Source organism: Streptomyces chlorus, from assembly GCF_042655885.1.
Lineage (GTDB): Bacteria > Actinomycetota > Actinomycetes > Streptomycetales > Streptomycetaceae > Streptomyces > Streptomyces chlorus.
Genome location: NZ_JBHSOA010000012.1, coordinates 74,204 through 100,834, shown reverse-complemented (window position 1 = coordinate 100,834; position 26,631 = coordinate 74,204). Strand labels below are relative to the sequence as shown.

Genomic DNA, 26,631 nt, shown 5'->3' with positions numbered 1-26,631 from the left:
CCTCCGGTCCGACGGGCGCAGGGCGCAGGGCGCAGGGCGCAGGGCGCAGGACCCCGGGGACTGACCCTGGGTGCTCCGGGGTCCTCGGGCCTCGAAGGCCTCCGGGTTCTCAGGTTCTCGGAGCCTCGGGTCTCGGGCCCCGGGTTCTCGGGTCTCGGAGCCTCAGGCCCCGGGTTCTCAGGTTCTCGGGCCTCAGGTCCGCCGAGGTCCTCGGATCCTCCGGGCCTCCGGTCTCAGGTTTCGGATCCTCCGCGCCTCCGGGCCTCCGGATGGTCTCGGTACTCCGGATGCCCGCCCTGCGCTCGCGTGTACGTCTCCCCGCGCCTTGGCTGAAGGGGTGCCGCCCCACGCCGTACCGCTGGAACCACCGGAACCGCCGGAACCGCCCCGCCGCGAGCGGACGCCCACCCGCCTGCGCAATGCCCTGTCGGCGGCGCTCGTCGCCCTGGCGTGCCTGCTCGTGCCCTGTGGCGCGCTCGCGGCCTGGGTGGTGCACGGGCTGGCCGACACCGGACGGTACGTCGGCACCATGGCGCCGCTGTCCGCCGACCCCGCCGTGCGCGACGCGGTCGCCGACGCCGTCGGGGACGGGGTCGTACAGGAGCTGGACGCGGGGCCGGCGCGCGACCTGCTCGAGCCGTTCGTACGGGACGCCATCCGCTCGTTCACCCGCACCGAGGCGTTCGGCACCGTGTGGGAGGTGGGCAACCGGGCCGTCCACGACGCGGTCCTGCACGCCCTGCGCGACGGCCGGGCGGACCCCGGCCCGGTCACCGTCGACCTCGCGCCCGTCACCGCCGAGGTGAAGCGGCAACTCGTCGCCGACCGTATGCCGTTCGCCGACCGCATTCCGGTCGAGCACACCCGGGTCGCGGTGGTGCCGGTCGGGGAGACCGCCGGGCTCCGGACGGGGTACCGGCTGCTGGACGTCGCGGCCTTCTGGCTGCCCCTCGCGGCCGTCGTCCTGGCCGTCGCCGGGATCGCCGTCGCCGTCCACCGCCGTCGCGCGCTCACCGCGACCGGGCTCGGTATCGCCCTGGGCGGCGGTCTGCTCGCCGTCGCCGTCGCGGTCGCCCGTCGGCTCACCCTGGCCGACGTGCCCGAGCCGGCCCACCGCCCCGCGGCGGGCGTGGTCTACGACGCCCTCACCGCCACGCTGCGCACCGCGTCCTGGACGCTGCTCGCCCTGGGCCTGACGGTGGCCCTCGCCTGCCTGCTGACCGGACTCCGCGGGCGCGGGGCAGTGACTCGGCGGCCGGGGGCACGAGCCGGTGAACAGGCGCGGTCATCTGCCGGTGAACAGGCGCGGAACGGATCACCGCAACCTCCCGTCGTCGGCCCTCGTCCTTGAGGGAGGATCTTCAGGTACGGATTCACCCGCGAGCGGAAGGCCGGACGTTGGACACTGCGACTGCCGAGACGGCCGAGTGGATGGACGCCAGGGAAAGGACCGGACGCCGCAGCGGAAAGCGTCGGTTCGGCGGCTGGTCGGCGGCGCTGCTCTTCGCCGGGGTGAGCGTGATCGTCGGCTGCCGGGCCGTCGGCACCGACGCGGTCACCCCCGTGCCCCAGCTGCTCGCGTTCCTGCCCTGGCTCCTCGTGCCGACCGCCCTCGGGCTGCTGTTCACCCTGCTCGCCCGGTGGTGGACCGGCGCGGTCTGGGGCGTCGTCCTGCTCGGGCTGCTGGCCTGGTTCATCGAGCCGTACGGGAAGACCGGCGCACCCGCCGGCCCGCCCGCCGCCGAGTTCCGGGTGATGACGTCCAACGTCGAGTTCGGCCGGGCCACCGACGGGCTGGTCGACGCCGTGCGCCGGCTGAAGCCGGACGTGGTGTTCGTCCAGGAGTGCGAGTACACCTGCGACGCGCTGCTGCGGCGGGAGCTGACGACGGACTATCCGCACCGCCGGGTCGTGGTGGGCGGCGGTTCCGAGGGCTCCGTCATCCTCAGTCGCTTCCCGCTCAGGGGCACCGACGCCGTCCCCGGCACCATGGGCATGCCCGGCGCCGTCGCCGACGTCGACGGGCACGCCGTACGGCTCCAGCTCGCCCACCCCATGCCCCCGATCCCCGGCCAGGTGGGCGTCTGGGAGCGGGAGCTCGGCAGGCTGCGCGACGTCGTCACCGCGGACCCGACGGCCCCGATGGTGCTCGCCGGGGACTTCAACGCCTCCCAGGACCACGCCGCCTTCCGGCGCCTCCTCGACTCCGGGCTCAGCGACGCCGCCCGGCTGGGCGGCGCCCACCGGGTCCCGACCTGGCCGGCCAGGACCACGCCGACGTTCGGCGCCCAGATCGACCATGTGCTGATGTCCCATCAGTTCGCCGCGGACCGAGTCCGCTTCCTCGACCTCGCCGGCACCGACCACCGCACCCTGGTCGTCGACCTCGCACTGCACGGCGACGGCTGACCTCGGGCCGGCGCCTTGCCGCACCCGGATACGACGGACGGGGTGCGGACGCCCCGCAGGGAGCCCGCACCCCATCCGTAACCGAACCCGAACCCGAATCCGTGTCGGCGTCAGTGCCCTTGTCCGTCGACGTCAGACGCCGATGTCGCTGCCGTCGGTACGCCACACGGCGACCACGGCGGGCCGGGGGTAGGTGCCGGGGCCGTCGGGCCAGGTGCTGCCCGGGTTCTCCACCGAGGCACCGTCCACCTCACCGGGGTGCTGCACGGCGACGAGCACCCGCCGGTCCTGGACGATCGGACCACAGGTCTCCGCGCCCTTCGGCACGGTCAGGAACTGCTTCAGCTCACCGCGGCGGTCACCGCGCGTAGCGACACCGAAGAGCCCGTCGTGCGAGCCGAGGGCGGCGCCGTCGGTGGAGATCCACAGGTTGCCGTGGTCGTCGAAGGCGACGTTGTCCGGGCAGGAGATGGGGCTCACGGAGTCCTTCGGGAAGCCGGCGAAGTACGTCGCCGGGTCCTGCGGGTCACCCGCGACCAGGAACAGCGACCAGGCGAACCGGGTGCTCTCCGGCCGGTTCCACTGCTCGGTCAGTTCGAGGACGTGGCCGTGCTTGTTGGCGTTGCGCGGGTTGGCCTCGTCCGCCTTGGGGTTCGAACCGACACCGCGGTTGGTGTTGTTGGTCAGGGCGACGTAGACCTTGCCGGTGACCGGGTTGGGCTCGACGTCCTCGGGGCGGTCCATCTTGGTGGCGCCCACCTTGTCGCCGGCGAGCCGCGTGAAGACGAAGACCTCCTCGGCGGTCATGCCGTCGACGTGCGAGACGGCGCTCTTGGCGGTGGCGGTGGCCAGCGGGATCCACTGGCCACTGCCGTCGAACTCGCCGTCCTTCGGGAGCTTGCCGGTGCCGTCGATCTCGATGGCGGGCGAGTCACCGGTGATCCTGGCGACGTAGAGGGTGCCCTCGTCGAGCAGCGTGAGGTTGTGCTCGCGCGCGGAGCGGCTGTTGCCGTGCCGCATCCGCTTGCTGCCGACGAACTTGTAGAGGTAGTCGAACCGCTCGTCGTCACCGGAGTACACGACCGGGCGGCCGTCGTGCGTCAGGCGCACGGTCGCACCCTCGTGCTTGAAACGACCGAGGGCGGTGCGCTTGCGCGGGACGGAGTCCGGATCGTACGGGTCGAGTTCGACGACGTAGCCGAACCGGTGCGCCTCGTTGGGCTCCTGGGCGAGGTCGAACCGCTTGTCGAACCGCTCCCACTTGCGCTCGGTGGCGCCGGTGCCGATGCCGTACCGCTTGTCGGTCGTGCGGCTGCTGTTGGCGAAGTACTGGTTGAAGTTCTCCTCGCCGTGCAGGGTCGTGCCCCACGGGGTGGTGCCGCCGGCGCAGTTGTTGAGGGTGCCGAGCACCTTGCGGCCGGTCGGGTCGGCGGAGGTCTTCACCAGGGCGGAACCGGCCACGGGACCGGTCAGCCGGAACTCGGAGGTGGCGGTCAGACGCCGGTTGAGGTGGTGCCGGGTGACGGGCGTGAGCTTGCCGCTCCTGCGGTCCTCCTCGACGACGACGACGCCCAGACCGTGCGCGGCCCAGCCGATCTCCACCTGTTCACGGGTGGGGTTGGCGGCGTCGTAGCCACGGAACATCAGCACCTCGTCGGTGTACTCGTGGTTGGCCACGAGCACCTGGCGACCGCGCTCACCCTTGAGGGGGAGCAGGGCGAGGAAGTCGACGTTGTACCCGAACTGCCCGGCCTGCGCCTTGGCCGTCTGGTTCTCCGGGTCGAAGGCGGGCGCGCCGCGCAGGATGGGCTCACCCCACCGGATGACGACGTTCTGGCCGTAGCCCTCCGGCACGGTGACGACGTCGGCGGTGTTGGGCGCGACGGGCGTGAAGCGCAGGCCGCGGGCGCCCTTCGGCTTCTGGTTCCCCTGGCCATGACCCTTACCGGGGCCTCCCTTGCCGGCGACGGGGGCCGCCTGGGCCTCGGGAGCACCGGCGAGGTTGACCGCGCCGGCACCGGCGGCGACCACCGTGACAGCGGCGGCGGCCCGCATCATCGACCGGCGGCTGAGGGCGTCGGAGATGACGTCGCCGACGTATGCGTTGGAGCTGGTGTTGGGCACCTCGTGGAAGCAGGCGTCACCGCACCGGAAACGGCAGGTCATGGCGGACCGGCCGCCGGGGTGCGAACTGGACGGCGTCCCGATCAACGGAAGCAGCTTGCGCACGTGTTCTCTCCTTGGATACCCGGGGTGTCAGCGTGACCATAGGGACACATATGTGCGGCAGCCGGGCGCCAGAATGAACGGAGAGTGAACCTGTGACAGCACGAAGGGAGTTACCTGCTTCACTGCACTCCGGCCCACAGGGGCCGAATGACGCCCTTGACACCCTGCCCAAGATCACCCACGAGGGCCGCTAACCTTACGTATCCGTCCTGGCCAGGGATTGACGGGCTACAACTCACGCGAAGGGTTGCGCACATGGGCATTCTCACTCTCCTGCGGAACGCGTTCGGCCGGTCACGCAAAGCAAGCACGGCAGAGGCGGAGGGTGTGACGCCGGTCGCCGAAACGGACGGTGCGGAACAAACCGCCCGCCCGGACGCCGCGACCGCAGCCACCCCGACGCCGCCCGAGCCGGCCGACGAGTCCACGGCGGCCGCAGCTCCGGCCCCCCGACTTCCGTCCCCCTCCCCCGAACCGACGCCGCAGGCCACCAAGGCATCCGTCCCGGAACCCCGCGCCGACGCACACGACCTCGTCTCCGCGGCCTTCAGCAACGCAACGCCCTCCACCCACTCCCCGGAACCGAAGACAGGGACCACCCCCGACCCGGAGCCGACCCCCGAGCCCGCGGCCGAGAAGCCCGAGCCGAAGCCGGCAGCAACCCCCGACACTCCGCAGCCCGAGCCCGAGCCCGAGACAGTCCTCGAGCCGAAGGCAGAAACAACGACGACACCCACCCCCGAGCCCAAGGCCGAGCCCCAGCCGGTGGCCGAAGCCGAAGCCGAGCCCCAGCCGGTGGCCGACACCACCCCCGAGGCCGCGCCCGAAGCCGAGGCCGCGCCGAAGCCGGTGGCCGAGCCCGAAGCCGAGCCGGAGCCGGTGGCCGAGCCCGAAGCCGAGCCGGAGCCGGTGGCCGAGGTCGAAGCCGCCCCCGAGGTCAAGGCCGAGCCCGAAGCCGAGCCGAAGCCGGTGGCCGAAGCCGAGGTCGAAGCCGCCCCCGAGGCCAAGGCCGAGCCGAAGCCGGTGGCCGAAGCCGAGGTCGAAGCCGCCCCCGAGGTCAAGGCCGAGCCGAAGCCGGTGGCCGAAGCCGAGGTCGAAGCCGCCCCCGAGGTCAAGGCCGAGCCGAAGCCGGAGCCGGTGGCCGAGGCTGCACCGGAGCCGACGCCGGAACCCGCGGCCGAGGCCACCCCGGAGCCGACGCCGGAACCAGAGGCACAGCCCGCGGCCGCCGACGGCGAGGACACCCCGCAGGGGCCACCCGCACCCGACGACGAAAGCCGCACGGGCGGTGCGGATGGGAACACCGCCGAAGGCGAAGCCGAGGCCGACGCCAACCCCACCACCCCCCTCAAAACGCCGGAGGCGATCCGCACCGCCTACGACGCCGCAGGCCAGGCCCTCGCGGAGCGCGGCCTCGCCGACACCCGAGCCAAGGTCTACCTCGTTCTCGACCGCTCCGCGTCGATGCGCCCGTACTACAAGGACGGCTCCGCACAGGCCCTCGCCGAGCAGACCCTCGCCCTCGCCGCCCACCTCGACACGAACCCCGAGTCCGTCACGGTCAAGGTCGTCTTCTTCTCCACCGAGGTCGACGGAACCGGCGAGCTGACCCTCGCCGACCACGAGAACAAGATCGACACCCTGCACGCGTCCCTCGGCCGTATGGGCCGGACCAGCTACCACGCGGCCGTGGCCGAGGTCCTCGCCCTGCACGACAAGGCGGCGCCCGGCACGCCCGCCCTGGTGGTCTTCCAGACGGACGGCGCCCCCGACGCGAAGACCCCCGCGACCCAGGCCCTCACGGAGGCCGCGAAGACCCACTCCTCGGTGTTCTTCTCCTTCGTCGCCTTCGGGGACCCGGACAACAAGGCGTTCGACTACCTCCGCAAGCTGAAGACGCCGAACACGGCCCACTTCCTCGCCGGCGCGTCTCCCCTGGAGCTCACCGACAAGGAGCTCTACGAGGCCGTGCTGAAGTCCTGGCGCCCCTGACCCGGGGGCCTCGGCCCCACGGGCGTCAGCCCTCCCGCACACCCCCGCGCCGCCCGCTTCTCAGTCCATAAAACGAGAAGCGGGCGGCGCACCCGTGTCGGCTACGCTTTGGAGGTTCCGTACGTTTCAACCTGGGAGCAGCCCCCGATGGCTCGACACCTCATCACCAGCGCCCTTCCGTACATCAACGGGATCAAGCACCTGGGCAACATGGTGGGGTCCATGCTCCCGGCGGACGTCTACTCCCGTTACCTGCGCCAGCGCGGCCACGACGTCCTGTACATCTGCGCGACGGACGAGCACGGCACCCCGGCCGAGCTGGCCGCGAAGGAGCAGGGCCTGCCCGTCGACGTGTTCTGCGCGCAGGCGCACGACGCGCAGAAGGCGGTCTACGACGGCTTCGCGCTCGCCTTCGATCACTTCGGCCGCAGTTCCTCGCAGCAGAACGTGGAGATCACGCAGCACTTCGCCCGCCGCCTCCAGGAGAACGGGTTCATCGAGGAGCGCTCGATCCGGCAGGTCTACAGCCCGGCCGACGGCCGCTTCCTCCCGGACCGCTACGTGGAGGGCACCTGCCCGCACTGCGGCTACGACAAGGCGCGCGGCGACCAGTGCGAGAACTGCACCCGTGTGCTGGACCCGACCGACCTGATCGACCCGCGGTCGGCGATCTCCGGCTCCACGGAGCTGGAGGTCCGCGAGACCAAGCACCTCTTCCTCCTCCAGTCGAAGCTCCAGCACGAGGTCGAGGAGTGGGTGGCCCGGCACGAGGAGGAGTGGCCCCAGCTGGCCGCGTCCATCGCCCGCAAGTGGCTGACCGAGGGCCTGCACGACCGCGCGATCACCCGCGACCTGGACTGGGGCGTCCCGGTGCCGGCCGACACCTGGCCGGAGCTGGCGGCCGAGGGCAAGGTCTTCTACGTCTGGTTCGACGCCCCGATCGAGTACATCGCCGCGACGAAGGAGTGGGCGGACTCCGCGCCCGACGGTGAGACGCGCGACTGGCGGTCGTGGTGGTACGAGGCGGACGACACCGTCCGCTACACGGAGTTCATGGCGAAGGACAACGTCCCGTTCCACACGGTGATGTTCCCGGCCACCCAGCTGGGCGTCCGCGAGCCGTGGAAGAAGGTCGACTACGTCAAGGCCTTCAACTGGCTGACGTACTACGGCGGCAAGTTCTCCACCTCCCAGAAGCGCGGTGTCTTCACCGACCAGGCGCTGGACATCCTCCCGGCCGACTACTGGCGGTACTTCCTGATCGCCAACGCGCCGGAGTCGGACGACTCGTCGTTCACCTGGGAGCACTTCACCGCCACGGTGAACAAGGACCTGGCCGACACCCTGGGCAACTTCGTCAACCGTGTCCTGTCCTTCTCGAAGAAGCGCTTCGGCGAGGAGGTCCCGGCGGGCGGTGAGCCGGGCGAGGCCGAGACCAGGCTCGGCGAGGAGATCGCGTCGCTCCTCGCGGAGTACGAATCCCAGATGGAGGCGCTGCAGTTCCGCAAGGCGGCGGCCGCGCTGCGCGCCCTGTGGTCCGCGGGCAACTCCTACCTGGAGGAGAAGGCCCCCTGGCTGGAGATCAAGACCGACAAGGACGCCGCCGCTCTCACCCTGCGTACGGCGATGAACCTGATCCGCCTGTACGCGGTGGTGTCGGAGCCGTTCATCCCGTCGACGTCGGCGGCGATGCGCCAGGTCTTCTCCCTGACCGGTGACACCGCGACCTGGGTCGCCGCCGAGGAGGCCCGCTCCCTCACCTCCGTCCCCGCCGGCACGCCCTTCACCGTCCCGCCGGTCCTCTTCGCCAAGCTGACGGACGAGGACCTGGCCGCGTACAAGGAGCGCTTCGGCGGCGAGCCGCAGCCCGCGTAACGACCCCGCACCACCGACGTCAGGGCCCGGGAACAAAGGTTCCCGGGCCCTGACGCGTTCAAGAATGCCCGATAACGTCCAGGAAAGATCGCTTCATATAAAGACCACTTCACGCAGGGGACCTTCCATGGCACTGTTCGGCAACGCGCACAGCATCGACCCCGCGTCGGCGCAGCAGGAGTACGCCCGCCTCCTGGGCCACGGCGAGCAGGTGCACGCCGCCTACCTGCTGATCCGCGACACCATCCTCTTCACCGACCGCCGCCTGATCATGGTCGACAAGCAGGGCATCACCGGCAAGAAGACCGAGTACCACTCCATCCCGTACCGCAGCATCACCCACTTCGCCGTCGAGACGGCCGGCACCTTCGACCTCGACGCCGAACTGAAGATCTGGATCTCCGGCACCCCCACCCCGGTGCAGAAGACCTTCACCAAGGGCGTCGACATCTACGAGGTCCAGGCCATCCTCACCCAGTTCGTGGCCCGCTGACCCGAGCCCTCGGAGAACGAGTCAACACCCCACACCCCTGGAACGTTTCTCCAGCTCCCGAACGGGTGACTGCCCCCGCATATGCCCCACGCCGGGATCATGGGCCCACCAGGCTCACTCCCATGGTCACATCGACACACGAGGTCTCCCATCGGCTCTTCCAGGAGCACCCGGAAGCCCTCGCACCCGTCTTCGAGGCACTGCGGCTTCCCCCGCCCGTGAAGCAGGACTTCAGCGAGCTCTCCCCCGACGCCACGGAGATCCGGCCACTCGAGCGTCGCGTCGACACGGTGCTCAAGTTCGAGCCCGACATGGGGGAGAGCTTCCTGCTCGCCGTCGAGTCCCAGACGAAGAAGGACCCGGACAAGGCCAGAAGCTGGTCCTACTACATCGCCTACCTGAGCGCGAAGTTCGACATGCCGGTGCTGCTGGTGGCCCTCTGCCGGGACCGGGCCACGGCATCCTGGGCGATGGGACCCTTCGAATGCGCCGTGGGTCCGTGGTCGACCCAGACCACGCGCCCGTTCGTCCTGGGACCGCAGACCGTCCCGAAGATCACCGACACGTCGATGGTGACCCAACAGCCGGCGCTGTCGGCACTCTCGGCCATCGTTCACAGCGGGGACCGCAGGGCGGACGCCATACTGGACACGGTGGCCCATGGATTCGCGTCCTTCCCGTCGAGCATCATGGCGTACTGGTTCGAGCTGGTGGAAATCGGTCTGGAGAACACTCCGTCCAAGAAGAAATGGAGAGATCTGATGAGCATCGGCACCCAATTCCCGGGAAGCGGAACCCTGATCGAGGAGACGTACCTGGAAGGCAAGGCCGAGGGCAAGATCGAGGGCAAGGCCGAGGACATCCTGCGTGCACTGAAGGTACGGGGGCTCACGATCCCCGACAGCGTCCACGAGCGCATCACCACCTGCACCGACCTCGACACGCTCACCACCTGGTTCGATCGCTCCTTGACGGCCACCACCGCCGAGGACGTTCTCAAGGAGGGCCCGACCGTGCCGACGGACGCCGCCGAACAGCCATGAAGACGTAACGTCAAAAACCGCTCACATCCGTCGTGAACGACGGCGAGGGCCCGGGACCGATGTCGGATGCCGTTGGTTGATTCGGGCCCGATTGCTTCGCCCCGTCGCTGTGCGGCGGGGCGGAGTGCTCTCAGGGGACTGGTGAAGATCTCCGCCGAGTAGTACACACCCTTCTTCAACGCCCTCGCCCTCACTTCGCGCTCCCTCTCCGTGACTTGTTCAAGATCCGGGAGCGTGAAAAGAGCTGGAAACCCCCTGGTAGAGTCCGCTCACTTGTGCGAGGGCAGGGGACCCTCGCCGGGAGGGAATCTCACGTGGGCAGACACGCCCTGGGACGGGGCGGTCTGGCCGCCACCGTCGCCACGCTCGCGGTCGCCGTCGCGGCCGCGTCCGTCACCGTCCTCACCGGAAGCAGCAACCCCGCTCGGGCCGCGGGCGCGCAGAGCGCGGCCGGCACCACCAGGATCACGCTCACCGACCCGGCCTCGACCCAGCCGCGCGGCGAACGGCCGTTCGCCGCCGGTCCCAGTGGCTTCCTGCACCGGCAGTCGGGAGTCCCCGGACTGCTGTGGACGAGCTACGCCGACGGCACCACCGTCGGCGTGCGGACCCCGGACGGCGTCTTCACGCCGACGGCGCCGTGCGAGGACCTCGGCTCGACGTGCCGACAGGCCTGGTACGGCTCGGACGGCGACCTCGTCGCCCTGCCGACGAGCACGTCCGCCACCGCCGTCACCCTGTGGGACCCGGCCACCCGCAAGACGTCGACCGTGACGTCCGCGTACCCCTACCGGGCGCTGGCCGGGACCACCGTCGTCACCAGCCGTACCCTCGTCGACACCGTGGCCGGCGAGCGCCGCGAGCGCCCCTTCGCACCGGCCGACGTGGTGGTCAACGACGGCTATGTCCTGGCCGCCGACGCGGCCGGGGTGCTGGTCAGGTCGGGCACCGGCCTGTACTACATCGACATCGAGTCGGCCGCCGTCACCAAGGCGTTCAGCGGCGTCTCCGCCACCGCCCCCGCCGTCCTGAGCAAGGACAGGATCGGCTGGTACGGCGACGGCGGTCTGCACTTCAAGCCGCGCACCGAGCCGGGCGGCGAGGAGGAGTTCGTCGAGCTGCCGGGTCCCTACCAGAGTGCCAAGCCGGCCCTGACCGGTGACTGGCTGCTGCTGCCTCCGCAGACGGGCACCAGCAGTCTGACGGCCCTCTCCCTCACCGACGGCTCGTCCCGCACCCTGCTGGAGAAGGCCGGCAGGTTCGCGGTACGCGGACCCGGCGACACCGCTCTCGTCAGCGGCGGCACGGGCGCCACCGACTGGTGGGTGCGACGCGTGAGCACGGCCGCGGACGGCACGCCGAAGCTGACGAAGCTGTACCAGGTGCCCGCGGTCGAGAACGCCAAGACGGGCATCGCCCTCAGCCGCGGCAGCCTGCGGGTCGCACAGGTCGGCCCCGGCAACGCCAACGGCCTCCACACCACCTCCGTACGGACCCTGACGACCAACGGCGGTACGGTCCTCACCGCGTCCCCCGCCACCGAGAGCACCAAGATCCACCCGAAGTGCCCCTACCCGGGCACCACGTGCTCGGCCCTGTGGGGCAACACGGTCACCTCGCCCCGGGACGTCTACCTGGAGGGGGCCTCCGACGTCTACGAGGACGGCCCCGTGCCGGGCTCGGACCGGCTGGTCCCGATCGGCTACAACGCCCTGGGGTTCAACACCACGGGCGGCAGCATCGTCGACGTCTCCGACGACTACGCGGTCTACAACTCCGGCGGTTCCGCCCCGGCCCAGTACGTCGGCCGGTTCGGCTACGGCCAACTGCTGAAGCGCCCGGTCCAGGCCGCCGCCCTCAACGGCCCTGTGCTGTGGAGCGCCACCACCACCGCCGGCCGGGTCACCTCCTACAGCCTGACGGAGGAGAAGACCCTCACCACGATCACCGTCCCGGGCGCGCGCTGCGTCCCGAGCGAGCTGCAGGCGGCGGGCCGCTGGCTGTACTGGTCCTGCGGCACTTCCTCGGCGGGCGTGTACGACACCAAGGCCGGCACTTCCCGCGCCGTCACCCCGGGTGACGTACTGCTCGGCGACGGCTTCACGGTCCGCCACGACCACGCGGCCGGCACCCTCGTCCTGACCGACGCGGCCACCGGCGCCACCCGCGTACTGGCCTCCGAGGTGCCGGACACCGGCCTGACCGCCGACCGCCGCTACCGCTGGGCCGTGGACGAGTACACGGGCCTGGTGGCCTGGTTCGACATCCACGAGCGCACCTATGTCGCCGCGACCGGGTTCTCCCCGTCGGCCCCGACCGCGTTCACGACGGACGCCGCCGCCCAGGCGAACCTGACCGCCTCGAAGCCCTGGACCGGCACCTGGCTGCTGTCCCGCCCCGTCACCTCCTGGTCGCTGACGTTCACGTCCGTGGGGAGCGGCGAGACCGGCAAGGCCACCCGCACCCTCAACGGCGGCGCGGCCACCGCGCGGGTGACGGCGAACTGGGACGGCAGGACAGCGGGCGGTGTCCGCTTCCCCAACGGCCGGTTCAAGTGGAGCCTGAAGGCGACCGGCCTCGGCACCTCCACGGCCGTGACCATCGGCAGCGGCAGCGGCACGCTGACCGGAGGCTCGCCCGTACGCCACGACTACAGCGGTTCGGACGGCATCGGCGACCTGCTCACCATGAACTCCACGGGCTCCCTGACCATCCACCGGGGCACGGGCAAGGGCACCCTCTCGTCCAAGGTGGGCGGTACCGGCTGGCCGAAGGGGGCCACGGTCGTGCCCTTCGGTGACCTGAGCGGCGACCGCTGCAACGATCTCGTCGTACGGCCGAGCAACGGCTCGCTGCGGCTGTACAAGCCGAAGTGCGGGGCCGCGCTGAAGGCGTCGACGCCGTACACCACGATCGGCAAGAGCGGCTGGAACCAGTACGACATCATGGTCTCGACCGGTGACATCACCGGGGACGGACGTCCGGACCTGATCGTCCGCAAGGCGTCCACCGGGGACATGTACCTCTACAAGGGCACCAGCGCGGGCAAGCTCTCCGCCCGCGTCAAGATCATGAGCAACTGGAAGACGTACAAGAAGATCGTCGCCGTCGGCGACATCACCGGTGACGGCATCGGCGACCTGCTCGCCCAGGACAAGTCCAACAACCTCTACCGCTACAACGGCACACGTACCGGCACCTTCAAGGCCCGCGTCAGGATCGCCACCAAGTGGGGCGGCTCCTACAACGCCGTCGTCGGCGTGGGCGACCTCAACCGTGACGGCATCGGCGACCTGATCTCCCGGGACACCTCCGGCAAGCTGTTCCGTAACTACGGCAACGGAAAGGGCGGCATCGGCGCACGGACCCAGATCGGCACCGGCTGGGGCGGATACAAGGCCCTGCACTGACCGCGTCCGAACAGAAAGCGGCTCGGAACCGGACACCGGTTCCGAGCCACTTTCATGCTGTGCCTGTGGCCTACTTCGCCTGCGGCTTGCGCACCGTCAGGTGGAGTTCCTTCAGGCGGGCCTCGTCCAGCTCCGTCGGGGCGCCCATCATCAGGTCCTGGGCGTTGCCGTTGAGCGGGAAGGCGATGGTCTCGCGGATGTTGGGCTCGTCGGCGAGGAGCATGACGATGCGGTCGATGCCGGGCGCGATGCCGCCGTGCGGCGGGGCGCCGAAGCGGAAGGCACGCAGCATGCCGGCGAACTTGTCCTCGACCGTCTCGCGGTCGTAGCCCGCGATCTCGAAGGCCTTGATCATGATGTCCGGCTCGTGGTTCCGGATCGCGCCCGAGGACAGTTCGACGCCGTTGCACACGATGTCGTACTGCCAGCCCAGGATGTCCAGCGGGTCCTGGGTCCGAAGGGCCTCCAGACCGCCCTGCGGCATCGAGAAGGGGTTGTGCGAGAAGTCGATCCGCCCCGTGTCCTCGTCCTTCTCGTACATCGGGAAGTCGACGATCCAGCAGAAGCGGAAGACGTCCTCCTCGAACTGGCCGGCCCGCTTCGCTGCCTCGACCCGGACGGCGCCCATGATCTTGGAGACCTCGTCGAACTCGCCCGCGCCGAAGAACACCGCGTGGCCGGGGGCGAGGGACAACCGCTTGGTCAGCTCCGCGACGTTCGCCTCGGTCAGGAACTTCGCGATCGGGCCGGTCAGTGAGCTGTCCTCGGCCACCCGCACCCACGCCAGGCCCTTGGCGCCCTGCGAGACCGCGTAGTCACCGAGCTGGTCGAAGAACTTGCGCGACTGGCCGGAGACGTCCGGCACCGGCAGCGCGCGCACGTGCTTGCCGGCGAACGCCTTGAACTCCGAGCCCTCGAAGACGTCGGTGATGTCGACGAGCTCCAGCTTGGCGCGCAGGTCCGGCTTGTCGGAGCCGTACTTCAGCATCGCCTCGCGGAACGGGATCCGCGGGAACGGCGAGGTGACGTGACGGCCGTTGCCGAACTCCTCGAAGAGCTCGGTCATGAGCTTCTCGATGGGCTGGAAGACGTCCTCCTGCTCGACGAAGCTCATCTCCACGTCGAGCTGGTAGAACTCGCCCGGTGAGCGGTCCGCGCGGGCGTCCTCGTCACGGAAGCAGGGCGCGATCTGGAAGTAGCGGTCGAAGCCGGAGACCATCAGCAGCTGCTTGAACTGCTGTGGAGCCTGCGGCAGCGCGTAGAACCTGCCCGCGTTGAGGCGCGACGGGACGACGAAGTCGCGGGCGCCCTCGGGTGAGGTGGCGCTGAGGATCGGCGTCGCCATCTCGTTGAAGCCCAGCGCCGTCATCTTGTGGCGGATGGCCGAGATCACCGAGGTCCGCAGCAGAATGTTGCGGTGCATGCGCTCACGGCGCAGGTCCAGGAAGCGGTACTCCAGGCGCCGCTCCTCGTTGACCCCGTCCTCGGCGTTGATCGTGAAGGGGAGCGGGGCCGCCGCGCCCAGCACCTCGACCTCGCCGACCTCGACCTCGATCTCACCGGTCGGCAGCTCGGGGTTGACGTTCTCCGTACCGCGGGAGACGACCTTGCCGTCGATCCGGACGACGGTCTCCTTGGAGAGCCGGTCCAGGGCCTCGTAGGCGGGCGTGCCGGGACGGGCCACGAGCTGCGTGATGCCGTAGTGATCGCGCAGATCGATGAAAAGGATGCCGCCCAGGTCGCGCCGATTGTGCAGCCAGCCGCTCAACCGGACGTCGGTGCCGACGTCAGAGGCGCGGAGCTCGCCGCAGGTGTGGGACCTGTACCGATGCATCGTCGTTCATCCAGCCTTCGCGGATCGGGGTCTTTGTTTCACGTGAAACTCCCCCAAGCCTACCGGCCGGTCCAAGATCGCTGCCCCAGGATTACCGGCCGGTCCCGCGGAAAGCGCAGGTAGCACTTTTCTTTCAAAACTCCATAAAGTGGGGCAATGCGCACAGGTGAGCCCCTGCCGTCCATGGAGGACGTCCTCACCCTCCTCGACACCGGCAGATGGCACTGGGACACGGCAGCCGGGCTGGTCACGGTCGACGAGGTGGCTGCACGGCTCCTGGGACTGCCCGCCGAGCAGGCCACCCTCACAGAGGCCCAGGTGCGGGCGCGACTGCACCCGGTCGACTGGAACGAGGTCACCGGAGTGGTCCGGCTCGCCGTCACCGAAGGCACCCTCGCCGAGGTGCGTATCCGGATCATGGACGACCAGGGACGGGTCGTCCGGATGGTGCGCAGCCGCTCCAAGCCGACCTTCGACCCTCTGCGCAAGGCGTACCTGCTCACCGGAACCCTTCAAGAGGTCACCGAGCCGGCACCCGGCACGCCCGCCGGCCGCAGGGCGGTCACCGGCGACTGGCGCCGGTCCCGGGAGGCGTTCCTGCTGGACGCGGGCAGGGCGCTGGCCGAGGCGCGGTCGACGCAGGAAGTGCTGCGGGTCGCGGCGAACCTCTCGATGCCGGGCTTCTCACCGGACGGACTCGCGGTGTTCGGCGTGGCGGGCGACCGGCTCACCGTCATCGGCCATCACGGGCAGGAACCCGACGCCGAAGAATCGTTCTCCATGCCACTGGACACGGCCTACCCGGCCGCCGAGGTGGCACGGACGGGCCGCGCGATCTACCTGTCCACCCCGCAGCAGTACCAGGCCCGCTATCCCCTCACCTGGCCGCTCGCCGAACGCTTCGGCCGCCAGTCCTGGGCGTTCCTGCCGCTGACCGTGTCCGGCAGCACGATGGGCATCTGGATGGCGGCCTTCGCCCACCCGGTCGTCTTCACCCCCGACGAGCGGTCGGTGCTGACCACCGTGGCGCGGATGCTGGCCCAGGCGCTGACCCGCGCGGGCACCGCCGAGAGCGAGCGGGCCCTCACCGACGGCCTGCAGCGCTCGATGCTGCCGAGGCTCGGCCCGCAGCGCATCCCCGGGATGAGCCTCGCCGCCCGGTACATCCCCACCGGTGGCGGCCTCCAGGTGGGCGGCGACTGGTACGACGTGATTCCCCTGCCGAACGGACGGTTCGCCCTGGTCATCGGGGATGTGCAGGGCCACGACGTACGGGCCGCCGGGCTCATGGGCCAGCTGCGGACAGCCCTGCGGGCGTACGCCTCCGAAGGGCACCGGCCCGACGCCGTGCTCTCCCGCGCCTCCCGCTTCCTGTACGGGATCAACGAGGTGGATCCCGTCGATCCGCGCTTCGCGACCTGCCTGTACGTAGAGGTCGACCCTGTCGGCGGAGTACTGGACGTCGCCCGCGCGGGACACCCCGACCCGGTGGTCCGCATGCCCGACACGACCGTACTGACCCGGCAGACGGTCGGCGGGCTTCCGCTGGGCATCGCCCCGGACGCCGACTACCCCACCACCGGCATGGTCCTGGAGCCCGGCGAGACCCTGCTGGTCTGCACGGACGGTCTGATCGAGACCGGCGGCCATGACCTGGACACCGGCTGGCAGCGACTGCGCCGCATCCTCGAACGCCACAAGGGCACCCTGGAGGAACTGGCGGACGCCCTGGTCCAGGCGGTCCACGGCCCCTCCTCGCACCACACCACCGGCCCCCTGATCGACCGCCGCGAGGACGACATCGCCCTGCTGCTGCTCACCCGGCGGGCCAAGGACCACGGCGCCGGCACGGGCCTGGACGGGGTACGGGCGTCGCTGCGCCGCACCATGCTGACGGTGGAGCAGGCCGAGCCGGAACGGGTCGCGGAGGCCCGGCAGCAACTGCGTGAGCTGCTGCACGACTGGTGCTCGCCGGACCAGGTCGACTCGGCGGTCCTGCTCCTGTCGGAGGTGCTCACCAACGTCCTCGTGCACACCGACGCCGACGCCCTGCTCGAAGCCGAGATCACCGACGGGCCTCAGGGCCGCCGGATGCACATCGAGGTCACCGACGCGGGCGACGACCTCCCGCACCTGCGCACACCGGGCGAGCTGGCATCCTCCGGCCGCGGCCTGCTCCTGATCGAACTCCTGGCCCACACCTGGGGCGTCGACCCGCGCGGCAAGGGCAAGAGCATCTGGTTCGAGCTGGACGAGTCGGACACCCCGCCGGACAGGGCCGACGGGGCTGCCGCCTCACAACCCTACGAGGACCGCACCACCCACCAGAACCGCAAGCCCCACCAGGACCGCAAGCCCCAAGAAGACCGCACCACCCCGTGAAGGCCCTCACGACGTCTCGGGTTCCGGGGGCGACTTCGCGGGCGGTTCCGCCGACGCGGTGTGGCGTTGGCGCAGTTCGTCCACGACCCCGACGAACGCCGCCGTCACCGGTACCGCCATCAGCATGCCGACGATGCCGGCGACCGAGGCACCGGCGGTGATGGCGATCATGATGACCGCCGGATGCATCTGCACGGTGCGGCTCTGGATCATCGGCTGGAGCACGTGCCCCTCCAGCAACTGCACCGCGAGGACCACACCGAGCGCCCACAGCGCGATGAGGAACCCCCGGTCGGCCAGCGCCACCAGGACGGCCACCGCCCCGGAGATGAACGCCCCGAGGTAGGGGATGTACGCCCCGACGAAGACCAGCGCGCCCAGCCCGACGGCGCCCGGCACATCGAGGACGAGCAGCCCGATGGTGATGCAGAGGGCGTCGATGAAGGCGATGAAGGTGGTCCCCCGCATGAACCCCTCGACCGCCTCGAAGGCCCGCCGGGCCATGGCCAGCACCACGTCACCGGAGCCGCGCGGCACGAGCCCGCGCAGCGCTTCGGCGGCCCGGTCGGAATCCCGCAGGAAGAAGAAGACGAGCAGCAGCGCGAGCACCGCCATGGCGAGCGCCTGACCCACCACGCTGACCCCGCTGATGACACCCGACGCGGCCGTACCACCGAACTTGGACAGCAGACCGCGCGCGTTCGCCGCGATGTCGTCCAGGGAGGTGCCGGCTGCCCCGAAGTGCTCGCTGAGACCCTTCGCCGCGGTCCTGAGCGAGGCGATGATCTGGTCCCCGGAATCGATCAGCGCGGACACGACGATGTACACCGCCCCGCCGACCACCGCGACGACGGCGACACAGGTCAGGCCCGCCGACAAGGAGCGCTGCACCCCGGCCCGCACCATCCGCCGGTGCAGCGGCCGCAGCAGAGCCGTACCGAGCAGGGCGAGCAGTACGGGAATCACCGCTGCCCGGAACTGCACGCACAGCAGCACCCCGACGTAACCGACGCCGGAGGCGAGCAGGATGACGGCGCACCAGGCGGCGAAACGCCGAACGGCTTCGGGCAGCAACGGAGATGACGAGGAGTCCTGCATCGTCTCAGCCGATCACGCCCGACAGACGCTGTCCAGCCGCCGACCCGCCCTCGCCCGGCGACCGCACCGGAAGCGGCACGTCGCCCCCGGGCACCCCGCCGGGCGCGGCGAGCGGCCCCGCCCGGGATCGGACGGGGCCACCACACGATCGGCCGGTCAGAAGCCCCCCGGGTACCCGGGGTTGCCGGGTCAGGACTCCTGCGGTCCCGATGCCGACATGCCGTGCACGGCCGGGATGGTGCCCAGGCGGCCCTTCTGGTAGTCGTCGAAGGCCTGCTGGAGCTCCTCGCGGGTGTTCATGACGAACGGCCCGTAGTGGGCCATCGGTTCGCGGATCGGGCGGCCGCCGAGCAGGACGACCTCCAGGTCCGGCGTGTTCGAGTCCTGCTGCTCGTCCGCGCGGACGGTCAGCGAGCCACCGGCGCCGAAGACGGCCGTCTGTCCCACGTGGACCGGACGGCGGTCGGTGCCGACCGCGCCGCGGCCGGCCATCACGTAGGCCAGCCCGTTGAAGTCCTCGCGCCAGGGCAGGGTGATCTCGGCGCCCGGAGCCAGGGTCGCGTGGACCATCGTGATCGGCGTGTGCGTGATGCCGGGACCCTCGTGGCCGTCCAGCTCACCGGCGATGACCCGCAGCAGCGCGCCGCCGTCGGGGGAGGTGAGCAACTGGACGCTGCCGCTGCGGATGTCCTGGTAGCGCGGCGCCATCATCTTGTCCTCGGCCGGCAGGTTCACCCACAGCTGGAGGCCGTGGAACAGCCCGCCGGACATGACCAGGGACTCCGGCGGCGATTCGATGTGCAGCAGGCCGGAACCGGCCGTCATCCACTGGGTGTCACCGTTGGTGATCGTGCCGCCGCCACCATTGGAGTCCTCGTGGTCGAAGATCCCGTCGATGATGTAGGTGACGGTCTCGAAGCCGCGGTGCGGGTGCCAGGGCGTGCCCTTGGGCTCGCCCGGCGCATAGTCCACCTCGCCCATCTGGTCCATCATGATGAACGGGTCGAGATGGCGGTAGTTGATCCCGGCGAACGCCCGGCGCACCGGGAAGCCCTCGCCCTCGAAACCGCTCGGCGCGGTCGTGACGGTGAGCACGGGGCGTGCCACGGCGTCGGCCGAAGCGGTCACACGGGGGAGCGTCAGCGTGTTCTCGACGGTCACTGCAGGCATGTCGGTACCTCCTCTTGTATGGCCATTTTAGTTGAGCGTTGAACTTTCTGCCACCCCCAACGACAGGAGCCCGGAGGGAATTCCCTCCGGGCCCGGCAGGTTCCGGCGCGGGCGGAGATCACCCGCCCGTCACGCGACGACGGTGACACCGGCGACGACACGGGGCGTGCCCGCGGCCGGGGCGGCTAGCCATACATACGCCGCATCGCGAACTCGACCATCTGCTCCACGGCCTTCGCGTCGAACACCATCCGGTGCTCGCCCTCCATGTCCAGCACGAAGCCGTAGCCGGTCGGCAGCAGGTCGATCATCTCGGCGCCGGTGATCACGAAGTACTTGGACTCCTTGCCCGCGTACCGCCGCAGCTCCTTCAGCGAGGTGAACATCGGGATCACCGGCTGCTGGGTGTTGTGCAGGGCGAGGAACCCCGGGTTGTCGCCGCGCGGGCAGTACACCTTGGACGTCGCGAAGACCTGCTGGAAGTCCTCGGCGGTCACCTGACCCGTGGTGAAGGCGCGCACCGCGTCCGCGAGCGACGGTGCGGACGGCTCCGGGTACAGCGGAGGCTGCTGTTGCTGTTGTTGCTGCTGCTGTTGCTGCCCGTAGCCGCCCGGCATCTGCTGCTGCTGCGGCGGGACATACCCCTGCTGTGCCCCTACGTTCTGGTCGTAGCCGTACATGCGCGTAAGCGTACCGAGAGCACCGGAGGGCCGGGCGGGGTACGGCGGGAACGGCCGGATCATCGACAGTGCGACTGGTCACGACGGGCTTCCGGGACCGTCACACCTGCGGCTTCCCGGTCCTCCCGAGCGCCGGAGGGCGTATCTCGTCACAGATGGCCGGATCCGGCTTGCTTCTTATTACTGGCGGGTAGCATCATCGTAGCCACTTGTTGGAATGCAAACCTGTGCGAGGAATCAAGTGCCTCGCCGATCTCTCTACGGACCGGGAGCCGTCACCATGGGGCACTACAAGTCCAATCTCCGCGACATCGAGTTCAACCTGTTCGAGGTCCTCGGGCGCGACAAGCTGTACGGCACCGGACCGTTCGAAGAGATGGATGTCGACACCGCGAAGAGCGTCCTCGAGGAGCTGACCCGCCTCTCGGAGAACGAGCTGGCCGAGTCTTTCACCGACGCCGACCGCAACCCGCCGGTCTTCGACCCGGAGACCGACACCGCGCCGGTTCCCGCGTCCTTCAAGAAGAGCTACCAGGCCTTCATGGACTCCGAGTACTGGCGGCTGGGCCTGCCCGAGGCCATCGGCGGCACGACGGCTCCCCCGTCGCTGATCTGGGCGTACGCCGAGCTGATCCTGGGCGCCAACCCGGCCGTGTGGATGTACTCCTCCGGCCCGGCCTTCGCCGGGGTCCTGCACGACGAGGGCAACGACGAGCAGAAGAAGATCGCGCAGATCGCCGTCGAGCGGCAGTGGGGCTCCACCATGGTCCTCACCGAGCCGGACGCCGGCTCGGACGTGGGCGCCGGCCGCACCAAGGCCGTGCGGCAGGAGGACGGCTCCTGGCACATCGAGGGCGTGAAGCGGTTCATCACCTCGGGTGAGCACGACATGTCGGAGAACATCCTCCACTACGTGCTCGCGCGTCCCGAGGGTGCCGGGCCCGGCACCAAGGGCCTGTCCCTCTTCCTCGTCCCGAAGTACCTCTTCGACGCCGAGAGCGGCGAGCTGGGCGAGCGCAACGGCGTCTACGCCACGAACGTCGAACACAAGATGGGCCTGAAGGCGTCCAACACCTGCGAGATGACCTTCGGCGACCGGCACCCCGCCAAGGGCTGGCTGATCGGCGACAAGCACGACGGCATCCGCCAGATGTTCCGCATCATCGAGTTCGCCCGCATGATGGTCGGCACGAAGGCGATCTCCACCCTCTCCACCGGCTACCTCAACGCGCTGGAGTACGCCAAGGAGCGCGTCCAGGGACCGGACCTCGCGAACTTCATGGACAAGTCCGCGCCCAAGGTCACCATCACCCACCACCCCGACGTGCGCCGTTCGCTGATCACGCAGAAGGCGTACGCGGAGGGCATGCGCGCGCTCGTCCTGCACACCGCCTCGGTGCAGGACACGATCGCGGTCAAGACGGCGGCGGGCGAGGACACCTCGGCCGAGCACGCGCTCAACGACCTGCTCCTGCCCATCGTCAAGGGCTACGGATCCGAGAAGGGCTACGAGCAGCTCGCCCAGTCGCTGCAGACCTTCGGCGGCTCCGGCTTCCTGCAGGAGTACCCGATCGAGCAGTACATCCGCGACTCCAAGATCGACACCCTGTACGAGGGCACCACCGCGATCCAGGGCCAGGACTACTTCTTCCGGAAGATCGTCCGCAACCAGGGCGCGGCCCTGAACTCGATCGCCGAGGACATCAAGCAGTTCCTCGCCCTCGGTACCGGTGGCGAGGGGCTGGCGGGCGCCCGCGAGCACCTGGCCAAGGCCACCGTCGAGCTGGAGGCCCTCGTCGGCCTGATGCTCACCGACCTCGCGGCCACCGAGCAGGACGTCAAGAACATCTACAAGGTGGGCCTGAACACCACCCGCCTGCTGATGGCCTCCGGTGACGTGATCGTCGGCCACCTGCTCCTCAAGGGTGCCGCGGTCGCCGTCGAGAAGCTCCAGACGGCCTCCACCAAGGACGTCCCCTTCTACACCGGCAAGATCGCCGCGGCGAAGTTCTTCGCGGCCAACGTCCTGCCCGGCGTCACCCTGGCCCGCAAGGTCGCCGAGGGCGTCGGCCTGGACCTGATGGAGCTGGACGAGGCGGCCTTCTAGGACCTCCCCGGACCTCCCGGCCCGGACCTCCCGGCACAGATCGCGCGAGATCGTCCGAGAACCGGCCGAGCCCGTACGAGGGCCCGCTTCCGCACAGGGAAGCGGGCCCTCGTCTCGTTAAGGTGAACCCTTGGCTTCCTCCCCCTCATGAACGAGGGGGATTCCTACGGCTCACGCCGTGGGATTTTCTGCTTCACCGCCGACCGCCCGCCCGGAGAACTCCGTTGAGGTCTTGCACCAGCTCCACAGACAGACACCGCCGGCCCGGCGGCCGGAAGCGATACTTGAACGTCCGCTTCACATACTTCTTGGTTACGCCGACAGGCCGGCTCGACCACCCACAGTGAACAAACCTGCGGGCCGGAGCACCGGGATCCGCCCCGGCGGCGAATCCCCGTCCCCCGCCCCGCTCCGCAGGAGTCCGTTTCCCCTCCGCCCGAAGGGCCGGAGTATCCACGGAGGAACATGATGAGCGAACCCTCCCACTTCGACCGCGGTCACACCGACGACCTCATGACCTTCCTCGCCGCCTCACCCACGCCCTACCACACGGTGGCGAACGCCGCCGAGCGGCTGGAGAAGGCGGGCTTCCGTCAGGTCATGGAGACGGACGCCTGGGACGCCGGGACATCGGCGGCTCCCGGCGCGGGCAGCGGCGGCACGTACGTACTGCGCGGCGGCGCGATCATCGCCTGGTACGTCCCCGAGGGCGCGGCGCCCCACACGCCGTTCCGGATCGTCGGCGCCCACACCGACTCCCCCAACCTGCGGGTGAAGCCGCGGCCCGACAGCGGGACGCAGGGCTGGCGCCAGGTGGCCGTGGAGATCTACGGCGGTCCGCTGCTCAACTCCTGGCTCGACCGCGACCTCGGCCTGGCCGGCCGGCTGTCCCTGCGGGACGGCTCGACCCGGCTGGTGAACGTCGACCGGCCGCTGCTGCGCGTCCCGCAGCTCGCCATCCACCTGGACCGCTCGGTGAACGCCGACGGCCTCAAGCTCGACAAGCAGCGCCACATGCAGCCGATCTGGGGCCTGGGCGAGGACGTGCGCGACGGTGACCTCATCGCCTTCCTGGAGGACACCGCCGGGGTCCCGTCCGGCGAGGTCACCGGCTGGGACCTGATGGTGCACTCCGTGGAGCCGCCGGCGTACCTGGGCCGCGACAAGGAGCTGCTGGCCGGCCCCCGCATGGACAACCTGCTGTCCGTGCACGCCGGTACGGCCGCGCTGACGGCGGTCGCCGCGACCGGGGCCGGGCTGCCCTACATCCCCGTCCTGGCCGCCTTCGACCACGAGGAGAACGGCTCCCAGTCCGACACCGGTGCGGACGGGCCGCTGCTCGGCGGCGTGCTGGAGCGCTCGGTGTTCGCCCGCGGCGGCTCGTACGAGGACCGGGCGCGCGCCTTCGCCGGCACCATCTGCCTCTCCTCGGACACCGGTCACGCCGTCCACCCCAACTACGCGGAGCGGCACGACCCGACGCACCACCCGCGCATCGACGGCGGCCCGATCCTCAAGGTCAACGTCAACAACCGCTACGCGACGGACGGTTCGGGCCGGTCCGTGTTCGCGGCGGCCTGCGAGAAGGCGGGCGTGCCCTTCCAGTCGTTCGTCTCCAACAACTCCATGCCGTGCGGCACCACGATCGGCCCGATCACCGCGGCCCGGCACGGCATCAGGACCGTCGACATCGGCGTGGCCATCCTGTCGATGCACAGCGCGCGCGAACTGTGCGGCGCGAAGGACCCGTTCCTCCTGGCGAACGCGTTGACGGCGTTCCTGGAGGGGTAGGGGCGCCTGCCCCGGTCACCAGTCGCATGCGTCGGAAGCGAGTTGACCTCCCGGCGGGAGAAGCGGATCTCCGTCGGGAGGTCAACTCGCTTCCGACGCATGAGTGATGACTGCCCGGGTACCCGGAGGCAACCGGAAGGGCCGGGGAAGAACCGGAAGAACCGGACAGGAAGGCGGCACTCATGGGACTCGGAGGGTGCATCATCCTGATCGCCGTAGGGGCGATCCTCACCTTCGCGACCGACTGGGACATGCAGGGAGTCGACCTGAACCTGGTCGGCGTCATCTTCATGATCGTCGGGCTGATCGGCGTGGCGACCTTCAGCAGCATCGCCCGGCGCAGGCGCGTCGTCGTTCCGCCGGCCACGCCGGTCATCGACGACACCCGCCCGCGCAGCCGCGACGGCTACAGCGACGGGTACGGGGTCTGAGCGAGCGCCACCGGTGCGCGTGCGCCGTGCGTGCGCCGTGCGTGCGATGCACACCGCAGGTGCGATGTACACCGTATGCGCCGGGTGCGCCGCATGCCGACAATCGGCCTAGTGACGGCGTCGGAAGGCGGGCGGCGGGGCACCCGTGAAGGCATGAGATTCCTCGTACGCGACCGGCTCCTCGGCATCGGTGACGACTACTGGATCGAGGACGACCAGGGCAACAAGGTCTTCCTCGTCGACGGTAAGGCCATGCGGCTGCGGGACACCTTCGAACTGAAGGACGTCCGGGGCCGCGTGCTCATCGACATCCGCAAGAAGATGTTCGCCCTGCGCGACACCATGGTGATCGAGCGGGACGGCGAGGCGCTGGCGGCGATCCGGCGCAAGCGGCTGTCCCTGCTGCGCAACCACTACCGGGTCACCCTGGCCGACGGCACCGAACTGGACGTCAGCGGCAAGATCCTCGACCATGAGTTCGCCGTGGAGTACGACGGTGAGCTGCTCGCCGTGATCTCGCGGCGCTGGCGGCACATCCGGGAGACGTACGGCGTCGACGTCGTACGGGACGACGCGGACCCGGCGCTGCTGATCGCGGTGGCGGTGTGCGTGATCCACCTGGCGGAGAAGGAGCGGGAGGGCTAAGGCCTGCCCCAGGGCCGTTCCTCGGGCGAAGGCTCAGGGGTGCGGGCGGTCCAGGCCGAGGACGCGGTCCTTGAGGGCCGGGAACTGATCGCGGGTCTTCGCCACCTTCGCCGGGTCGAAGTCCACCGTGAGGACCTGCTCTCCGGGACCGGCCTCCGCCAGCACCTCTCCCCACGGATCGACCACGATCGAGTGACCCGCCTGCGGAACTCCGGCGTGGGTCCCGGCCGTTCCGCACGCGAGGATGTATGCCTGGTTCTCCACGGCCCGCGCCTGCGCCAGGAGCGTCCAGTGGGACCGGCGGCGGTCCGGCCAGCCCGCCGGGACGACGAACGTCTCGGCACCGGCGTCGACAAGACCGCGGAAGAGTTCGGGGAAGCGGAGGTCGTAGCAGGTCGCGACACCGAGCGTGGTGTGCGGCAGCGGTACCGTCACCAGCGCGTCGCCCGCGCTCATCAGGACGGCCTCGCCCTTGTCGAAGCCGAAGCGGTGGATCTTGCGGTAGACGGCGGCCAGGTCACCGGTGGGGGAGAGGACGAGCGAGGTGTTGTAGAGCGGCCCGTCGCCCGTGGCGGAGCCGCCGTCGGCGGCAGCCCGCTCAGGGACGGAGCCCGCGTGCAGCCATACACCCGCGTCGCGCGCGGCCGCGGCCATCGCCTCGAGGGTCGGCCCGTCGAGAGGTTCCGCCTCGCGCGCGAAGTCCTCGTAGGCGAACGCGCCGGTCGTCCACAGCTCCGGCAGGACGACGAGGTCGGCTCCGGCCTGTTCCCGTACCAGAGCGGCGACCCTGCGCCGACGGGATTCGACCGATTCGCCCTCGTTCACGTCGACTTGGAGCAACGAAGCGCGCACAATACCACCGTCCTGGCATTCGACTCGTCGGCACGGCCTACGATCGTCACACGAAAGCACTGCCGGGGTGCCTCACAGCAGCGTAACTTGGGGGTCCTCCCGGTTCGAGCGTAGCCGAGAACCGGGGGAGTCCCGAGACGCCCGCCGAGCGCAGCCACCGCCCACTGGCACCGCCGCCACAACCTGCCCG

18 protein-coding genes are annotated in these 26,631 nt (G+C 70.2%); 12 read left to right on the top strand and 6 right to left on the bottom strand.

The genetic code is table 11. From position 1 onward, the window contains the following. Positions 1-412 precede the first annotated feature (412 nt). Positions 413-1,351 carry a hypothetical protein gene (locus ACFPZI_RS07225; RefSeq protein ID WP_381359994.1) on the top strand — a complete coding sequence of 313 codons (939 nt, stop codon included), beginning with the start codon at positions 413-415 and terminating at the stop codon, positions 1,349-1,351. A gap of 47 nt (positions 1,352-1,398) precedes the next feature. Then, positions 1,399-2,409, top strand: coding sequence for an endonuclease/exonuclease/phosphatase family protein (locus tag ACFPZI_RS07220; RefSeq protein WP_381359777.1), 1,011 nt, complete (start codon positions 1,399-1,401; stop codon positions 2,407-2,409). A gap of 132 nt (positions 2,410-2,541) precedes the next feature. Here the strand turns inward: ACFPZI_RS07220 and ACFPZI_RS07215 are convergent, their stop codons facing one another. Beyond that, entirely contained in the window at positions 2,542-4,638 is a 2,097-nt protein-coding gene (locus tag ACFPZI_RS07215) for a PhoX family protein (RefSeq protein WP_381359775.1), read from the bottom strand. A 255-nt stretch (positions 4,639-4,893) separates the two neighbouring features. Between ACFPZI_RS07215 and ACFPZI_RS07210 the strand changes: the two genes are divergently transcribed. From ACFPZI_RS07210 to ACFPZI_RS07190, 5 genes are all read left to right on the top strand, one after another. Beyond that, the gene (locus ACFPZI_RS07210) at positions 4,894-6,630 is read left to right on the top strand and encodes a VWA domain-containing protein (protein ID WP_381359772.1); all 1,737 of its coding nucleotides are present in this window, start codon (positions 4,894-4,896) and stop codon (positions 6,628-6,630) included. A gap of 147 nt (positions 6,631-6,777) precedes the next feature. After that, a complete protein-coding gene (gene metG, locus ACFPZI_RS07205; protein WP_381359770.1) occupies positions 6,778-8,505 on the top strand; it encodes a methionine--tRNA ligase in 1,728 nt (575 codons plus the stop codon). A gap of 127 nt (positions 8,506-8,632) precedes the next feature. After that, positions 8,633-8,998 carry a PH domain-containing protein gene (locus tag ACFPZI_RS07200; RefSeq protein WP_055607874.1) on the top strand — a complete coding sequence of 122 codons (366 nt, stop codon included), beginning with the start codon at positions 8,633-8,635 and terminating at the stop codon, positions 8,996-8,998. Positions 8,999-9,120: 122 nt separating this feature from the next. After that, on the top strand, positions 9,121-10,041 hold the full coding sequence (locus ACFPZI_RS07195) for an RpnC/YadD family protein (protein ID WP_381359766.1): 921 nt from the start codon (positions 9,121-9,123) through the stop codon (positions 10,039-10,041). A gap of 314 nt (positions 10,042-10,355) precedes the next feature. Continuing rightward, positions 10,356-13,451: an FG-GAP repeat domain-containing protein gene (locus ACFPZI_RS07190; protein ID WP_381359764.1), complete on the top strand. Its 3,096-nt coding sequence runs from the start codon at positions 10,356-10,358 to the stop codon at positions 13,449-13,451. A gap of 70 nt (positions 13,452-13,521) precedes the next feature. Here the strand turns inward: ACFPZI_RS07190 and aspS are convergent, their stop codons facing one another. Beyond that, complete coding sequence (gene aspS, locus ACFPZI_RS07185) at positions 13,522-15,285, bottom strand: aspartate--tRNA ligase (protein ID WP_381359762.1); 1,764 nt, start codon at positions 15,283-15,285, stop codon at positions 13,522-13,524. 156 nt (positions 15,286-15,441) lie between these two features. Between aspS and ACFPZI_RS07180 the strand changes: the two genes are divergently transcribed. After that, the gene (locus ACFPZI_RS07180; RefSeq protein WP_381359759.1) at positions 15,442-17,667 is read left to right on the top strand and encodes a SpoIIE family protein phosphatase; all 2,226 of its coding nucleotides are present in this window, start codon (positions 15,442-15,444) and stop codon (positions 17,665-17,667) included. Between the two features lie 6 nt (positions 17,668-17,673). On the opposite strand, the gene ACFPZI_RS07175 is transcribed toward ACFPZI_RS07180, so the two are convergent. From ACFPZI_RS07175 to ACFPZI_RS07165, 3 genes are all read right to left on the bottom strand, one after another. Next, positions 17,674-18,765, bottom strand: a complete 1,092-nt coding sequence (locus ACFPZI_RS07175; RefSeq protein WP_381359756.1) for an AI-2E family transporter — start codon at positions 18,763-18,765, stop codon at positions 17,674-17,676. A gap of 189 nt (positions 18,766-18,954) precedes the next feature. Then, positions 18,955-19,935 carry a pirin family protein gene (locus ACFPZI_RS07170; RefSeq protein WP_381359753.1) on the bottom strand — a complete coding sequence of 327 codons (981 nt, stop codon included), beginning with the start codon at positions 19,933-19,935 and terminating at the stop codon, positions 18,955-18,957. Positions 19,936-20,120: 185 nt separating this feature from the next. After that, complete coding sequence (locus ACFPZI_RS07165; RefSeq protein ID WP_332429216.1) at positions 20,121-20,615, bottom strand: SseB family protein; 495 nt, start codon at positions 20,613-20,615, stop codon at positions 20,121-20,123. A 280-nt stretch (positions 20,616-20,895) separates the two neighbouring features. Between ACFPZI_RS07165 and ACFPZI_RS07160 the strand changes: the two genes are divergently transcribed. From ACFPZI_RS07160 to ACFPZI_RS07145, 4 genes are all read left to right on the top strand, one after another. Beyond that, on the top strand, positions 20,896-22,722 hold the full coding sequence (locus ACFPZI_RS07160) for an acyl-CoA dehydrogenase (protein WP_381359749.1): 1,827 nt from the start codon (positions 20,896-20,898) through the stop codon (positions 22,720-22,722). Between the two features lie 468 nt (positions 22,723-23,190). Beyond that, the gene (locus ACFPZI_RS07155) at positions 23,191-24,513 is read left to right on the top strand and encodes a M18 family aminopeptidase (protein ID WP_381359746.1); all 1,323 of its coding nucleotides are present in this window, start codon (positions 23,191-23,193) and stop codon (positions 24,511-24,513) included. A 182-nt stretch (positions 24,514-24,695) separates the two neighbouring features. Beyond that, positions 24,696-24,944: a DUF6458 family protein gene (locus ACFPZI_RS07150; RefSeq protein ID WP_381359743.1), complete on the top strand. Its 249-nt coding sequence runs from the start codon at positions 24,696-24,698 to the stop codon at positions 24,942-24,944. Between the two features lie 153 nt (positions 24,945-25,097). Further along, complete coding sequence (locus ACFPZI_RS07145) at positions 25,098-25,589, top strand: LURP-one-related/scramblase family protein (protein WP_381359740.1); 492 nt, start codon at positions 25,098-25,100, stop codon at positions 25,587-25,589. A 33-nt stretch (positions 25,590-25,622) separates the two neighbouring features. Here the strand turns inward: ACFPZI_RS07145 and ACFPZI_RS07140 are convergent, their stop codons facing one another. Then, positions 25,623-26,441: a carbon-nitrogen family hydrolase gene (locus tag ACFPZI_RS07140; protein ID WP_381359737.1), complete on the bottom strand. Its 819-nt coding sequence runs from the start codon at positions 26,439-26,441 to the stop codon at positions 25,623-25,625. Positions 26,442-26,631 lie beyond the last annotated feature (190 nt).